Genomic DNA, 14,969 nt, shown 5'->3' with positions numbered 1-14,969 from the left:
CGGATTCAAGCGGCTCCACGCAGTGGAGCCGCTTTTTGAAGATTATTATTACGCGGAAAACTCGAGTCCTGCGCGTTTATCTATTGCATAACTTAATCTGCTGCTTTATGGTCACGCGATAACGCCACACGGTAACTGCACGTGATACCGCTAAAGGGTAACGGTAATGGATGACCCTGTACGGTAACTGCGCGTGATAAGGCTAAAGGGTAACTCTACACAGTAAAGCCAAGACTAACACGATAACTCTACACTATAACTCTACACAGTAACGCCAAGCGTTGACTCCACTCGATTACGCCAAACGCCGGGTCAACGACCACCAGCTTTAATAGGTTAACTGGAAAAACCGGCGTTAATTTGAATAATCTAACGTGTTTGAAGTGATTAGATGAAATTATCGGCGTTAATTGTAACCGTGCGCCCTTCTATCTGTGCCCCTACTAGAATGGGATGCTGCATTCGAGAGAAACCCGATCCATTTATGTTCTGACAAATTTACGAGAAAGAAAGATTGTGATAAACATGAAACAACCTGAAGACAATATGTTTGCGATCCAACGGATGCTTGGCGATATAACGGAAACTGCTTTTTGGACCCTAAGTGTTTCTGGGGAACGCGAAGCTTTATCAGCAGAGGGCCTACAAGGTGATGATGCGAAGATTGCAGAAGCTGCAGCAATGCTGGAAGCTGGAGGTACGGTGGCTTTTCCGACGGAAACGGTCTACGGTCTTGGAGCGGATGCGCGGAATACGGCTGCCGTTGAGGCTGTTTTTGCGGCAAAAGGCCGGCCTTCGGATAATCCGCTAATTGTGCACATCGCCGACCTGTCGGCCCTTGATGGATTGGTTACAAGCGTTCAGCCTGTGGAAACGGCGCTCATGGAAGCCTTTTGGCCCGGCCCGCTGACGCTTATATTGCCGCTTAGGCCGAACGTACTCTCAACACTCGTGAGTGCAGGACTGGACACGGTGGGTGTCCGGATTCCGGGTCATCCCGTCGCGCTCGAATTGATTCGGGCGTCCGGCTGCCCTGTCGCTGCCCCAAGCGCCAATCGGTCTGGGCGGCCTAGCCCTACCCTGGCAACCCATGTTCTGGAGGATTTGAACGGATACATCGGTGGTGTCCTGGACGGCGGCGCTGCAGGCGTTGGCCTGGAGTCCACGGTGGTGCAGGTGCAGCCGGATGGACGGATTGCTGTGCTGCGTCCCGGCGGCATTACCGCCGAGCAGCTTGAGGCCGTTGCCGGACCGGGTACTGTAGTCCCTGCACCAGAAGAGTCCCGAGACAGTTCTGCTCCGAAGCTTGGCGCTTCTTCGCAGTCCGCCGCCGCTGCGGATTTGGCTGCTCCAGCCGCCTCCTTATCCGGCGGCGTTCCGGCGGCCCACTCCGTGTCCGCCGCCGGAGACCACGGCCCGGCGCCGCGCGCGCCGGGCATGAAGTACACACACTACGCCCCGCGCGGCGCGCTTAGCGTAGTGCGCGGCACCTCGCCGCAGCGCGTCGCGGCATGTGCCGCAGATCTGCTGCAGGCGGCGCAGCGGGACGGCGGGATTACGGGCCTACTCCTCTTCGAGGAGCATCTAGCCCTCTATCCCGCCGACCCTGCCGCCTGCGTCGTTTCCCTCGGCTCGTTGGACTCGCTCGAGGAGGCCGCCCGCTCCTTATATGCCACTTTGCGTCGTTTTGATGAAGCGGGGGCTACTTACATTCTGGCCGAGGCCTGTCCTGACACCGGCCTCGGTACAGCCATCATGAACCGGCTGATGAAAGCAGCCGGTGGAACCGTCATCGACGCAGGGTAACACCCGCAACTGAAGTCAAGATAGCCTTCTTCTTTACCGGTTGGCCGTTGATATCACGGGGCTTTGTAACACCCGCAACTGAAGTCAAGATAGCCTTCTTCTTTACCGGTTGGCCGTTGATATCACGGGGCTTTGTAACGCCCGCATCTAAAGTCATGATTACCTTCTTGTCCGCATATTGTGGTTGTACAGGATATTTCGGACATGGGGTGGAGATATGGGAATAGGAGTAGGAGAAGTATATGCGGGATGGGGTCAGATCATCACGATTGCCTTTTTGGCATTGGCTCTGGGGATGGACGCCTTTTCACTCGGAGTAGGCATTGGAATGAAAGGCATCCGGTTGTTGCATATACTGCAGCTCAGTCTCCTTGTTGCTTTTTTTCATGTGCTGATGCCTCTTCTCGGATTGGTAACAGGAGAATATGTGGGCCAATTACTGGGACAGGTTACTACCTATGCGGCAGGCGGGCTTTTGCTTTTGCTGGGAGGCCATATGATATTCAACTCCTTTTTCCATGGGGAAGGGGAGGGAATACGGACCGTGGATCACCGTACGCTTTGGGGGATGCTGCTCGTTGCGCTTAGTGTCAGTGTCGATTCATTCTCCGTTGGTGTGTCGCTCGGGATGTTTGTTAGTCATATATTGTTGACAGTACTTATCTTTGGCGCCTGCGGCGGAGCGATGTCGATTCTCGGCTTACTGCTGGGGCGGCGTGTCAGTCAAGGGCTTGGCGAATATGGGGAAGCACTGGGCGGGGCTATTCTTCTGGGGTTTGGCTTGCTGTTCATCTTTTGATACAATAACATCACAAGTTTAATCATTCATGGGGGTGGATAAGCATGCTGCATATTTTGTTCGTCTGCACGGGAAATACGTGCCGCAGCCCAATGGCCGAAGGCCTGCTGCGCAAGCTCGCCAAAGAGCGGGGGATCAACCTTGAAGTGCGGTCTGCGGGAGTATCCGCCATTACCGGTACTGCCGTTTCGAGACATGCTGCAGCTATTTTGCGGGATGAAGGGATTACAGATGTGGGGACTTCCTCGCAACTAAATGGTGAGCTGGTGTCCTGGGCTGACCTTGTGCTGACCTTGACCGGAGGGCATAAACGCCATGTCCTGCAATATTTTCCGGCTGCGGTATCGAAGACTCATACATTAAAGGAATACGTAGAGGATGGGACGGCTGCCTTCGAGGATTTGCATGAGCTGGATAGTCTGTACGCTCAGGCGGAGCTGGAACTCTCACTGGGGAGTGAGCCGGACAGTGCAGATTTGCAGCGGATGATAGAGATCCGCCAGCGGATTCCGAGCTTTGATATTTCCGATCCGTTCGGAGGTACGCGTGACGACTATGAGATCGCGGCTGCCGAGATTCGCACGGCGCTGCACCGGCTGCTGGATAAGCTTGAAGTTCCGCGGTTATAGATGATTTGGAAGTTAACAACACAGCGATTCTCCTTTGATGGGGGAGTCGCTGTGCTGCGTTTCAGGTAAATTTTGAAACCTATAAGGTGGTTGCATTTCCCTTCCCTTTGCTTTATTATGATAAACAAATATCGGTTCCGGTGTAACTGGCGACAAATGTGGATCAAACCACGATGGAGCATCGGAGTAAACGGCCGGTCGCCTGGGCGAAAGAGCACATCCGCATGCGAATGCGGGTTGCTCTTTTTTGACTTATTGGACTCATATATAGAATAAGCACTCTCCACATGTGGCTTTTACCCTAAGGAGGATGAGCAATGAAGGAAGTAATGAAGCAAGAATCTCTTAGCGGACAAACCTTGTCCGTCCTTCGGGAGCTTGCAGCGGCAGGAAATCTAGGTCCCGGTAAAATTGTGGTCATTGGTGCAAGCACAAGTGAAGTTGCCGGTGTGCACATCGGTACGGGTGGTGCGCTGGAAGTGGCGCAGCAGCTGCTGAGCGGAATCCGCGCGGCTGTCGACGAATTCGGATTCCATCCGGTATATCAATGCTGCGAGCATTTGAACCGCGCACTGGTGATGGAACGCTCGTTGCTGGAGAAGCTTGGATTAAATGAAGTAACCGCAGTGCCGATACCCGGTGCTGGAGGATCTATGGCTGCAGCGGCTTACCGCTCCATGGTGGATCCGGTCCTTGCAGAGACGGTGCAGGCCCATGCGGGTGTTGATATTGGGGAGACGCTGATCGGGATGCACTTGCGCCGCGTAGCAGTACCTTTTAGACCGGCCATACGCTACATCGGGAAGGCTAGGGTTAATACCGCCTGGTGCAGGCCGCCGCTAATCGGCGGGGAACGCGCCGTTTACCGAAGAATAGAAGAAAGTGATTCGCAGCTTTGCGATTGACTGATACAGGTTTACATCATACACAACCAGGGAGGAAATAAGAATCATGGAACAATTGCGTAAGAGTGACCCGGCAGTACTGGAAGCGATGGGACTGGAGTTGAAACGTCAGCGTGCCAACATTGAGCTTATTGCCTCGGAGAATATCGTAAGCGAGGCTGTCATGGAGGCCATGGGCTCTGTTCTCACCAATAAATACGCGGAAGGTTATCCGGGTAAACGATATTATGGTGGTTGTGAGGATGTAGACATCGTGGAGAATCTTGCCCGCGATCGTGCGAAGGAATTGTTTGGTGCAGAGCATGCCAATGTGCAGCCGCACTCCGGTGCTCAGGCTAATATGGCAGTATATCTGGCAGCATTGAATCCTGGGGATACCGTTCTCGGCATGAACCTTGCTCACGGCGGTCATTTGACTCACGGCAGTCCGGTCAACGCTTCCGGCTTGCTGTATAACTTTGTGGCGTATGGTGTACAGGAAGATACCTTCCTAATCGATTATGATGAAGTCCGCAAAGCGGCTTTCAAGCATCGTCCACGCATGATCGTAGCTGGAGCCAGCGCATATCCGCGGATCATTGATTTTGAAGCGATGGCATCGATTGCTAATGATGTGGGTGCTCTGCTGTTTGTTGATATGGCACATATTGCCGGCCTGGTGGCGGCTGGTCTTCACCCAAGCCCGGTTCTGCATGCCCATTTCGTAACTACGACTACTCACAAAACACTTCGCGGTCCCCGCGGTGGTCTGATTCTCTGCAAACAAGCCTGGGCGGCAGCCATTGATAAAGCGGTATTCCCGGGATCTCAAGGCGGACCGCTGATGCATGTCATTGCTTCCAAAGCGGTGGCACTCGGCGAAGCTCTTCAGCCTTCTTTCAAGACTTATGCCGAGAATGTGGTGAAGAATGCCAAAGTATTGTCTGATACACTTATTGCCGAAGGTGTGAATATCGTATCCGGAGGAACGGACAATCACTTGATGCTGCTCGATACACGTAACCTGAACATTACGGGTAAAGTAGCGGAGAAGGTGCTTGATTCCGTTGGCATTACCGTTAATAAAAATGCGATTCCATTTGATCCGACCAGCCCGTTCGTTACCAGCGGTATCCGGATCGGTACGCCTGCTGTAACCTCCCGTGGTATGGACGAGCAGGCGATGGTGGAGATTGGTACCATTATTGCTAAAGTGCTGAAGAATCCGGAGGATGAGGCAGTATTGGCTGAGGCTGCGCGGAATGTGGCCGATATTACTGAGAAATATCCGCTCTATCCGGAATTGAAATACTAGGCCTCTTCATCTAAGACCATGGCATATGCAAGACCTCTGCTGGTTCCGCTACACCGGAAACGGCGGAGGTCTTTTCAATTTTTGGTCACATTTAAAGTCGACAGACTGTATGAAAATTGTTGAAAAAACATCATGCAAGTTCATGAAACTTTCAAAAACATTCGTGAATTAATTGTGAATAGCATGAAATTGAACTTTATCACACAAACTAATCGGAAATGAGCGCTGAACACAAATACCCATCTTTGCCGAAGAGTGAGCAATTCTTCCACAGAGTTGGTTATTCGGGACTAATTCCTCCCTTTGTAGGTGAAAAGCGGCGGCGAGGGTGATATAATAGACGAGATTTATTCACAGAAGGCTTTAAGGCACACTGTGCATGGACAAGACTTAACATTACCGGAGGGACATTAAATGGGAAAATTGGTGATTTGCGATCATCCTTTGATTCAGCACAAACTAACATTTATTCGCGATGTGCGGACCAACACGAAGGAATTTAGAGAGCATGTCGATGAAGTTGCAACATTGATGGCATATGAGATTACCCGTGACATTCCGCTGGAGACGATTACGGTGCAAACGCCTGTAGCCGAAACGGAAAGCAAGGTAATATCTGGCCGTATGCTGGGTCTTATCCCTATTTTGCGCGCCGGACTTGGCATGCTGGAAGGTGTTCTCAAATTACTGCCTGCTGCTAAGGTAGGTCATGTCGGATTGTTCCGTGATCCCGACACGCTTCAACCGGTAGAGTATTACATAAAGCTGCCTACCGACGTGCAAGAGCGTGAACTGATTGTTATTGACCCGATGCTGGCTACCGGCGGTTCCGCGATTGCGGCAATTACTTCATTGAAGAACCGGGGCTGTACCCAAATCAAGATGATGAATCTGATAGCTGCACCTGAAGGTGTTGCTGCCGTTCAAGAAGCACATCCTGATGTAGATATTTATGTAGCGGCGCTTGATAGCCATCTGAATGACCATGGATATATCGTTCCTGGGCTTGGCGATGCGGGAGACCGTTTATACGGTACTAAATAATATAGAAAAGAAGAGGGCAGGGGTTATGACCAAGATTAAAGTAATGACGATTTTCGGTGTGCGCCCCGAGGCGATCAAGATGGCACCGCTGGTTCTTGAGCTGAATAGGCATCCGGAGCATATCGAGTCCGTGGTATGCGTTACGGCGCAGCATAGGGAGCTCCTTGATCAGGTGCTCGAGGTATTCAAGATCACGCCTGATTATGATCTGGATGTAATGAAAGACCGTCAGACCTTGAATGAGATTACCATTCGGGTGCTGGAAGGTCTTGAACCGGTGCTTCGCGAAGCGAAACCTGATCTGGTACTCGTGCATGGTGACACCCTCACCACATTCCTGGCCAGCTATGCTTCATTTCTGCAACAGATTCAGGTTGGGCATGTGGAAGCAGGTCTTCGGACATGGAACAAGCTCTCCCCTTACCCTGAAGAAATGAACCGTCAATTGACAGGTGTATTGGCAGATTTGCACTTTGCTCCGACCGACTGGTCAGCGAGTAATTTGAGAAACGAGAATAAGAAAGAGTCAAGTATTTATATCACAGGCAACACTGTGACGGATGTGTTTCAATATACCGTACAGCCGGACTACCGGCATCCCGTACTGGATTTTGCATCTGGAAAAAGACTAATTCTGATGACGGCGCACCGCAGAGAATCACAAGGCGAACCGCACCGTCATATTTTCCATGCTGTCAAAAGAATCGCTGATGAATTTGAAGATGTTGCCATTGTTTATCCCGTGCATCCAAGTCCGGCCGTCAAGGAACCGGCGCATGAGATTTTGGGCGGACACCCTAGAATCAAGCTGATTGATCCGCTGGATGTAGTGGACCTGCACAATTTTTATCCGCATACCCATCTCATACTGACCGATTCTGGCGGTCTGCAGGAAGAAGCGCCCTCCTTTGGAGTTCCGGTGCTTGTACTGCGTGACACAACGGAACGTCCGGAAGGCATTGAGGCTGGCACGCTTGAGCTGGTGGGAACGGACGAGGAGAAGGTGTATCAACGGACACATGCTCTGCTGACTGATCAAGAGCTCTATCAGTCGATGAGCCGGGCCGCCAACCCGTACGGAGATGGCAAAGCTTCGCAGAGAATTGTCAATGCGATTTTGCACCATTTCGGAGTAAAAGAAGAACGTCCAGAAGAATTTCACAGAATGTTCACAGAAGACAACGCAAACGCCTAAAACTGCTATTCTGAAATGTTTGAATTCAACATACAGTCAAACTGTACGGTTTATATGGTTTTGGAGAGTTTTGCTGTGATTATTTTCATACTTTCATCCGAAAAACCCGCGATTTTCGCTGGATTGACAAACTCTTGTAACATTCAGTAAAATGAATGGGACTTCGAAGGAAGTGTTGAAAATGAAGAATCCTGGCAAGCCTGAAGAACCGCGAAATCAAACGGGGAAAGCGTTTAAAGCGATGAGTCTCGTCAGTGCCGTCGGTATTGATTTGGCCGCCTTTACACTAGGCGGTTATTTCTTGGGAGCATGGCTCGACCGAAGGTGGGATGGCTCGGGACTTGGGGTGGCGCTTGGTGTTGTTTTGGGTGTGTTATGTGGAATAACAGGCGTCGTCTTCATTATTAAAGCTGTCATGGAGGAAAGTGATGGATGAACTGTCGAGATACCGCAAGGTATTGGCACTAGCAACACTTTGCTTCGTGGTAATCTGCGTTCTGTCTGCGTTTGTAATTCCGTCTCACCGGAATATACCTCTGGGGATGGCGCTTGGTGGAGCTATCGGCTGCATCAATGTAATCTACCTGGGCTATAAGGTCCGGCAGGTGTCGGATACAATGGCAGGAGAAGGCAAAAGACGCATGAGTCTTGGTTTCTTAACGCGCGCTGCGCTTAGTGTTTTAGGCGTAATGGTGGCTTTTAGGGCGCCGCAGTATTTTCACATGATTGCGGTAGCCGGCAGTCTGCTCTTGGCTCCAGTTCTTCTTATTATAATAGGGCTTGGGTTTTCGCGAAGAGAAAGTTAAAGGTTGCAACGGAGAAAGGGGTGAGAAAAATGCATAAATCACCAATCATTATGCTGGGCGGCTTACATATCGATCTTTCGATCGTGTTAATGCTGTTAGTGACCTGTACTATCGTGTTAGTGCTCTCGCTTTTGGCAACACGCAACCTGTCAGTAGAGAATCCGGGCAAACTTCAGAATTTCCTGGAGTGGGCAGTGGAATTCGTCCAAGGCATGATTTCAAGCACCATGGATATGAAAAAGGGCAGACCATTTCTCTCTTTGGGTCTTACGCTCATCATGTTCCTGTTTGTAGCGAATCTGCTTGGGCTACCTTTGGGTGTGGTCACAGAGTATCATGATGCGAATAAGGCTACTATTTTCGGCCACGAAATCGTATCCGTAACTAAGGAGCTGGATAAACTCCACGCTGAGGGTTCGGGTACTGCCGAAGAACCAGCGGAGGTAGGCGTTGCCTGGTGGAAATCACCGACAGCCGATCCTGCTGTAGCTATGGGTCTTGCCGGATTGATTTTCCTTATGTCTCACTTCTTAGGGATCACCCGCAATACCAAGAATTACTTCAAACATTATCTTCAGCCTTACCCGTTCTTCCTGCCGATTAACCTGATTGAACAGGTATCAAAGCTGCTGACCCATGGTATGCGTCTATTCGGTAATATTTTTGCCGGCGAGGTGCTGATATCGGTCATCCTCCGGATGGGAGTGCTTGGCTGGGGCGGTTGGATAGCTTCTGTACTGGGCCTGATCATTTGGCAGGGATTCAGTTTGTTTGTAGGTACAATCCAGGCGTTTATCTTCGTTATGCTGACCATGGTTTACTTTTCACAAATGTTGGAGAGTCATGAGGAGCACTAGAAGAACGATTGCAAAGAGTTTAAGATTTATGCCAAGGCGGGAGCAAACTTCATGTCTGGCTCATTAATACACACTAAAACATATCTTTGAGGAGGATTTACACAATGGGAGTTATGGCTTATTTGGCAGCTGCAATTGCAGTAGGTTTGGGCGCGCTGGGCGCTGGTATTGGTAACGGTCTGATCGTCAGCAAAACGGTAGAGGGTATCGCCCGTCAACCAGAAGCAAAATCCACTCTGCAAACTACAATGTTTATCGGTGTGGCACTCGTAGAGGCCCTGCCTATCATCGGGGTAGTTCTTGCGTTCATGTTCTACACTGGCGCTTAATAATTACAAACGATTGGCGGGGAAGGCCACAGCCCTCCGCGCCTTCTTTTTAGGAACGATCTACACATGAACGTGCATCGGAAAGGAGTGTCTAGCATTGCAATTTCAATGGGAGTCTCTCGTATTGGCTATCATTGCCTTCACGATTTTATACCTTTTGCTGAACAAGTATGCTTTCGGTCCGTTGTTCTCCGTAATGGAAAAACGTCGTGAGCTGGTACTGCAGCAAATGGATGAAGCGTCGAAAACCAGAGAGCAAGCTGTTTCTTATGTAGAAGAACAGAAACAAGCTCTGCAGCAGGCGCGTCAGGAGGCACAAAGCATTATTCAACAGTCGCAGGCGACTAGCAATAACCAGGTTGACCGTATTCTGGAGCAAGCCAAAGCAGAAGCGGCACGCCTTAAAGACGAGGCTGTTCGTGATATCGAGAACGAAAAGAACAAGGCTGTAGATGCGCTGCGCAGCGAGCTGGGAACGGCTTCCGTGCGTATTGCTTCTAAGTTGCTTGAAAAAGAAGTACGTGCTGACGGCGAACAGGAACAACTCGTTGACCAATACCTCAAAGAGGTAGGAGGCCGATCATGAGCCGCGATACGGTAGTTGCCAAACGCTATGCCAGAGCATTGTACAGTGCGGCTGTTGATAAGGGGATCACCCTTGAAGTGGAAGAACAGTTGAAGGCGGTTGTCGAAGTGCTTCATTTCGACCAGGATGTGAAGCGGTTTATTCTTTCGCCGCGCATCTCGGAATCCGACAAGCTGAACGTGCTGCGTACAGCGCTTCAAGACAAGGTCTCACCAACGGTGATGAACACTGTAGAACTGCTGGTAGAGCAGGGCAGAACCGATATTATGGCCGATCTGCTGGAGACGTACATCAAGATTGAAGGGGACGCTCTAGGCATTGGCGATGCTACGGTTTACTCCACTTACGCACTGAGCGAAGAGGAGAAAGCTAATGTGGCTGCTGAGTTTGGCCAGTTGGTGAACCGGACGATCCGTGTAACTAATGTGGTCGACACAAGCCTGCTCGGCGGACTGAAAGTCTATATCGGCGATACGCTGTATGACGGAAGTCTTTCCGGGAAGCTGGAACGTCTCGAGAAATCCTTTAATGATAAGCATAGAAGATAGGGGTGAGGGTATTGGGCATCAGACCTGAAGAGATCAGCACTTTGATCAAAAGTCAAATTGAGCAATATAAAGCCGATATCGAAGTTGCCGAAGTCGGCACCGTCATTCAAGTCGGCGACGGTATCGCCCGTGTCTACGGTTTGGAAAATGCAATGGCAGGCGAACTGCTTGAATTCTCCAATGGCGTAATGGGCATGGCGCTCAACCTGGAAGAAAGCAACGTCGGCGTTGTTATCCTAGGTGAGTACACTGAGATCCGTGAAGGAGATCAAGTTAAACGTACCGGACAAATTATGCAGGTTCCTGTTGGCGAAGCCCTTCTGGGCCGTGTAGTTAATCCTCTTGGTATGCCGCTAGACGGCAAAGGACCTATTGCAACGACTGAATTCCGTCCGGTAGAGAACAACGCACCAGGTGTTATTGACCGTAAATCGGTTCATGAGCCAATGCAGACTGGACTTAAAGCGATTGACGCCATGGTACCGATCGGACGCGGACAACGCGAGCTGATTATCGGAGACCGCCAAACGGGTAAAACGGCAATCGCCATCGATGCTATTATCAACCAAAAAGGCAACGGCATGAAATGTATCTACGTTGCTATTGGTCAAAAACAATCCACAGTAGCACAGGTTGTGGAAACTCTTCGCCGTCATGGCGCATTGGAGTACACCATCGTTGTAACCGCGTCGGCTTCCGAGCCTTCACCGTTGTTGTATCTCGCTCCATACGCAGGCTGCGCAATGGGCGAATACTTCATGTACAAAGGCGAACACGTGCTCATCATTTATGATGACCTTTCGAAGCAAGCTTCCGCTTACCGCGAATTGTCCCTGCTGCTCCGCCGTCCTCCGGGCCGGGAAGCATTCCCGGGTGATGTATTCTATCTGCACTCCCGTCTTTTGGAGCGTGCAGCTAAGCTGAGTGATGCACTTGGTGGTGGTTCATTAACCGCTCTGCCATTTATCGAAACACAAGCCTCCGACGTATCGGCTTACATTCCTACGAATGTAATTTCGATTACCGACGGTCAAATCTTCCTGGAGTCCGATCTGTTCTACTCCGGTCAGCGTCCTGCGATCAACGTAGGTATCTCCGTATCCCGTGTAGGGGGTTCGGCTCAGATTAAAGCGATGAAGAAGGTTGCCGGCTCGCTCCGTCTGGACTTGGCACAATACCGCGAACTTCAGGCGTTCTCCCAGTTCGGTTCCGATCTCGATAAATCCACGCAAGCCCGTCTGAACCGCGGTGCGCGCATGATGGAAATCCTGAAACAAGGCGTTAACCAGCCGCTCGCAGTTGAACACCAAGTGGTCAGCCTGTACGCTGCGGTTAAAGGTCACCTGGATGATATTCCAGTCAAAGACGTTAGACGCTTCGAGAAGGAATTCCTGGCATTTATCGACAGCAGCGCATCCGAAATCCTTAAATCCATCACGGATACTAAGGATCTTACGGCTGATAACGAAACAGCACTTAAAGCAGCGATTGAGAAGTTCAAAAAAGGCTTCGCAACCAGCTAAGATAGATTTATAAAGAGGCTTTGACTATTGTCAAAGCTTAAGAGAATGCTTACGAAGTCAGCTTTGACTTCGTCAAAGCTAAGAAAATGCTTACGAAGTTAGTTTTGACTAAAGTCAAAACTTTAAGGTGGTGAAATCATGGCAAGAAGCATGCGTGATATTAAACGTCAAATCAAGAGCGTTCAAAACACCAGACAGATCACCAAAGCGATGGAGATGGTTGCTGCCTCCAAGCTGAGAAAGGCGCAGGAGAAAGCAGAAGCTGCCCGTCCTTACTCGCAGAAGCTGAAAGAGGTCGTATCCAGCATTGCTGCCGGCACACAAGGCATCCAGCATCCAATGCTGGTTAGCCGTCCTGTGAAGAAGACGGCGTATCTTATCGTTACTTCGGACCGGGGGCTAGCAGGCGGATATAACGCGAATATTTTGCGGAAAGTGACGATGCTCCTCGCGGAACGGCATCAATCGAAGGACGAGTACTCCCTGTTCGTTATCGGACGGAAGGGCCGTGACTTCCTGCGCCGCCGTGAATATCCGATTGTCGAGGAGATTACCGAGCTTTCGGATACCCCGAAATTTGCTGACATTAAGTCTATTGCAAACTCGGCGGTACAACAGTTTGAGAACGGCGTATATGACGAGCTGTACATCTGCTACAACCGCTTTGTCAATGCGATCAGCCAGGTGCCAACCGTAGATCGTCTGCTTCCGATGGATGGAGTGGGAACTTCAGAACAACATGAAGTCACCGCCAGCTACGAATACGAGCCTTCACCGGAAGGCGTACTGGAAGTATTGCTTCCGAAATACGCCGAAACTTTGATTTACAGCGCAATTCTTGATGGCAAGGCCAGTGAGCTGGGTGCGAAAATGACAGCGATGGGCAGTGCAACAAAGAACGCGTCCAAAATGATCGGGGAACTTACACTGACGTACAACCGCGCCCGTCAGGCGGCTATTACACAGGAAATTACCGAGATCGTAGCCGGAGCGAACGCGCAGTCTTAAGATATAAGTTAGGTTAAGCGGAGTGCTTAGCTCTGTCTTATATTAACGGGAGACGGGTGCCGTCTAGGCGGGTGTGTTATCATCCGCGTTTTAGGAGTTTAGGCTCTTGATAGGACGGCGCAGTCGTTTCTTCGTAGGTAACAGCTTCCGAGGAGGGAAATATGAGATGAACAAAGGACGCGTTGTAAGCATTATGGGTCCGGTTGTGGATATTGAATTTGAACGCGGCCAGCTGCCCGACATATTCAACGCTATTAAGATTGAAACCAGCCTGCAAAATGGCCGCAAGATAGATTTAACACTTGAGGTTTCCAATCACTTGGGTGATAATCTGGTACGTTGTATTGCTATGTCATCTACGGACGGACTGGTTCGCGGACTGGATGCACTGGATACAGGCGGCCCAATTTCGGTTCCTGTAGGCGCAGTGACACTTGGTCGTGTATTTAACGTATTGGGTAATCCGATCGATAACGGCGAAGAAATCGTTGCAGCCGAGAAGAACCCGATTCACCGTCTTGCTCCGACGTTCGACGAGCTGTCGACGCAAGCGGAAATTCTGGAGACTGGAATTAAGGTTATTGACCTCTTGGCCCCTTATGCCAAGGGCGGTAAAGTCGGCCTGTTCGGCGGTGCCGGCGTAGGTAAAACCGTAACTATCCAGGAGCTTATCAACAACATCGCACAGGAGCACGGCGGTATTTCCGTATTTGCTGGTGTGGGCGAGCGTACCCGTGAAGGTAATGACTTGTACCATGAGATGACCGACTCCGGTGTTATTAAGAAAACAGCAATGGTATTCGGACAAATGAACGAGCCGCCAGGCGCGCGTCTGCGCGTTGCACTGACTGGTTTGACCATGGCGGAATATTTCCGTGATGTGGAAGGCCGCGATACATTGCTGTTTATCGATAATATATTCCGTTTCACCCAAGCGGGTTCCGAAGTATCCGCATTGCTCGGACGTATGCCTTCAGCGGTAGGTTACCAACCTACGCTGGCTACAGAAATGGGTCAGCTGCAAGAGCGCATCACTTCCACCAAAAAAGGATCCGTTACATCCATCCAGGCGATTTACGTTCCTGCGGATGACTATACTGACCCGGCTCCAGCAACGGCGTTTGCCCACTTGGATGCTACAACCAACTTGGAGCGTAAAATCTCCGAGAAAGGTATCTTCCCTGCAGTAGATCCGCTGGCTTCCAGTTCCCGTCTGCTTGCACCGGAAATCGTTGGCGAAGAGCACTACAACGTAGCTCAAGGCGTTAAGCAATTGCTTCAACGCTACACAGAGCTTCAGGATATCATCGCGATTCTGGGTATGGATGAGCTGAGTGAGGAAGATAAGGTTATCGTAGCCCGCGCCCGTAAGGTTGAGCGCTTCCTGTCGCAGCCGTTCCACGTAGCCGAGCAGTTCACTGGTTTCAAAGGCAAATACGTGCCGATTAAAGAAACCGTGCGCAGCTTCAAAGAGATTCTGGATGGTAAGCATGACGATCTTCCGGAAGCAGCATTCCTCTTTGTAGGTACGATTGAAGAAGCGGTTGAAAAAGCGAAATCAATGTAATCTTGAACGGTGCGATAGTACTTTCGATGAAAGCTTTACTGTGTAAAGCTTAGTTGATGCTTTCGATGCGAGC

The 14,969-nt window shown here is 50.5% G+C and carries 16 protein-coding genes and 1 riboswitch; all 16 genes read left to right on the top strand.

Features of this window, described 5'->3' with window-relative positions:
- Window positions 1–546 precede the first annotated feature (546 nt).
- Entirely contained in the window at window positions 547–1,806 is a 1,260-nt protein-coding gene (locus ACAN55_RS06915; protein WP_379129977.1) for an L-threonylcarbamoyladenylate synthase, read from the top strand.
- Between the two features lie 217 nt (window positions 1,807–2,023).
- Window positions 2,024–2,605 carry a manganese efflux pump MntP gene (locus ACAN55_RS06910; protein WP_379129974.1) on the top strand — a complete coding sequence of 194 codons (582 nt, stop codon included), beginning with the start codon at window positions 2,024–2,026 and terminating at the stop codon, window positions 2,603–2,605.
- A gap of 44 nt (window positions 2,606–2,649) precedes the next feature.
- Complete coding sequence (locus ACAN55_RS06905) at window positions 2,650–3,234, top strand: low molecular weight protein arginine phosphatase (protein WP_379129971.1); 585 nt, start codon at window positions 2,650–2,652, stop codon at window positions 3,232–3,234.
- Window positions 3,235–3,366: 132 nt separating this feature from the next.
- Window positions 3,367–3,449: riboswitch (ZMP/ZTP riboswitch) on the top strand.
- A gap of 102 nt (window positions 3,450–3,551) precedes the next feature.
- Window positions 3,552–4,139 carry a TIGR01440 family protein gene (locus ACAN55_RS06900; protein ID WP_379129969.1) on the top strand — a complete coding sequence of 196 codons (588 nt, stop codon included), beginning with the start codon at window positions 3,552–3,554 and terminating at the stop codon, window positions 4,137–4,139.
- A gap of 43 nt (window positions 4,140–4,182) precedes the next feature.
- On the top strand, window positions 4,183–5,433 hold the full coding sequence (gene glyA, locus ACAN55_RS06895; RefSeq protein WP_379130330.1) for a serine hydroxymethyltransferase: 1,251 nt from the start codon (window positions 4,183–4,185) through the stop codon (window positions 5,431–5,433).
- A 414-nt stretch (window positions 5,434–5,847) separates the two neighbouring features.
- Window positions 5,848–6,477 carry a uracil phosphoribosyltransferase gene (gene upp, locus ACAN55_RS06890; RefSeq protein WP_379129965.1) on the top strand — a complete coding sequence of 210 codons (630 nt, stop codon included), beginning with the start codon at window positions 5,848–5,850 and terminating at the stop codon, window positions 6,475–6,477.
- A gap of 25 nt (window positions 6,478–6,502) precedes the next feature.
- Entirely contained in the window at window positions 6,503–7,672 is a 1,170-nt protein-coding gene (gene wecB / locus ACAN55_RS06885) for a non-hydrolyzing UDP-N-acetylglucosamine 2-epimerase (RefSeq protein WP_379129963.1), read from the top strand.
- A 181-nt stretch (window positions 7,673–7,853) separates the two neighbouring features.
- Window positions 7,854–8,108: an AtpZ/AtpI family protein gene (locus ACAN55_RS06880; protein ID WP_379129961.1), complete on the top strand. Its 255-nt coding sequence runs from the start codon at window positions 7,854–7,856 to the stop codon at window positions 8,106–8,108.
- A complete protein-coding gene (locus ACAN55_RS06875; protein ID WP_379129959.1) occupies window positions 8,101–8,478 on the top strand; it encodes an ATP synthase subunit I in 378 nt (125 codons plus the stop codon). The genes ACAN55_RS06880 and ACAN55_RS06875 overlap by 8 nt, the downstream gene beginning before the upstream one ends.
- Before the next feature lie 29 nt (window positions 8,479–8,507).
- Window positions 8,508–9,335 (top strand): F0F1 ATP synthase subunit A, encoded by an 828-nt coding sequence (atpB, locus tag ACAN55_RS06870; protein WP_379129956.1) that lies wholly within the window; start codon window positions 8,508–8,510, stop codon window positions 9,333–9,335.
- A gap of 104 nt (window positions 9,336–9,439) precedes the next feature.
- Window positions 9,440–9,664, top strand: a complete 225-nt coding sequence (gene atpE / locus ACAN55_RS06865; RefSeq protein ID WP_379129953.1) for a F0F1 ATP synthase subunit C — start codon at window positions 9,440–9,442, stop codon at window positions 9,662–9,664.
- A 97-nt stretch (window positions 9,665–9,761) separates the two neighbouring features.
- Window positions 9,762–10,250: a F0F1 ATP synthase subunit B gene (gene atpF, locus ACAN55_RS06860; RefSeq protein WP_379129950.1), complete on the top strand. Its 489-nt coding sequence runs from the start codon at window positions 9,762–9,764 to the stop codon at window positions 10,248–10,250.
- Window positions 10,247–10,798, top strand: a complete 552-nt coding sequence (locus ACAN55_RS06855) for a F0F1 ATP synthase subunit delta (RefSeq protein ID WP_379129947.1) — start codon at window positions 10,247–10,249, stop codon at window positions 10,796–10,798. Before atpF ends, ACAN55_RS06855 begins: the two co-directional genes overlap by 4 nt.
- Window positions 10,799–10,809: 11 nt before the next feature.
- Window positions 10,810–12,321, top strand: coding sequence for a F0F1 ATP synthase subunit alpha (atpA, locus tag ACAN55_RS06850; RefSeq protein WP_379129944.1), 1,512 nt, complete (start codon window positions 10,810–10,812; stop codon window positions 12,319–12,321).
- Between the two features lie 138 nt (window positions 12,322–12,459).
- Window positions 12,460–13,329 carry an ATP synthase F1 subunit gamma gene (atpG, locus tag ACAN55_RS06845; protein WP_379129940.1) on the top strand — a complete coding sequence of 290 codons (870 nt, stop codon included), beginning with the start codon at window positions 12,460–12,462 and terminating at the stop codon, window positions 13,327–13,329.
- Between the two features lie 166 nt (window positions 13,330–13,495).
- The gene (atpD, locus tag ACAN55_RS06840; RefSeq protein WP_379129937.1) at window positions 13,496–14,896 is read left to right on the top strand and encodes a F0F1 ATP synthase subunit beta; all 1,401 of its coding nucleotides are present in this window, start codon (window positions 13,496–13,498) and stop codon (window positions 14,894–14,896) included.
- Window positions 14,897–14,969: the final 73 nt, after the last annotated feature.

The organism is Paenibacillus oryziterrae, assembly GCF_042610485.1.
Classification (GTDB): Bacteria; Bacillota; Bacilli; order Paenibacillales; family Paenibacillaceae; genus Paenibacillus_AQ.
This window is presented reverse-complemented; position numbering and strand designations above follow the sequence as displayed.